Origin of the sequence: Marinimicrobium sp. UBA4209 (genome assembly GCF_002381585.1) — a bacterium.
Taxonomy (GTDB): Bacteria; Pseudomonadota; Gammaproteobacteria; order Pseudomonadales; family Cellvibrionaceae; genus Marinimicrobium; species Marinimicrobium koreense.
Map to the genome: position 1 here is coordinate 5672 of NZ_DFTP01000077.1, position 337 is coordinate 6008.

Annotated in this window: 1 protein-coding gene; it reads left to right on the top strand. The window is 60.5% G+C overall.

Annotation, left to right across the window (positions count from 1 at the left end):
• A partial coding sequence (locus B3187_RS11420) for a glutamine amidotransferase-related protein (RefSeq protein WP_414673695.1) occupies nt 1-188 on the top strand: 188 nt, incomplete at its 5' end.
• Nucleotides 189-337 lie beyond the last annotated feature (149 nt).

The window sequence follows — 337 nt, forward strand, 5'->3', positions numbered from 1 at the left end:
AGGCGAGCCTGCCGGACAATCTGAAGGCCACTCACCGGTCACTGTTCGACGGCTCCCTACAGGGCATTCACCGCACGGACAAGCCCGCCTTCAGCTTTCAGGGGCATCCGGAAGCCAGTCCCGGTCCGCACGACGCCGACGGCCTGTTCGACCACTTTATTGATTTGATGAAAGACGCGAAACGTTGATGGGTTGCCGCCTGCGGGCGGCCTCCGCGCAACGTCACCCTTCAACCGATTTCGCAGAGCGAGAAGATCATGCCAAAACGTACCGACATCAACAGCATTCTGATCCTGGGCGCGGGCCCGATCGTCATCGGCCAGGCCTGTGAGTTTGA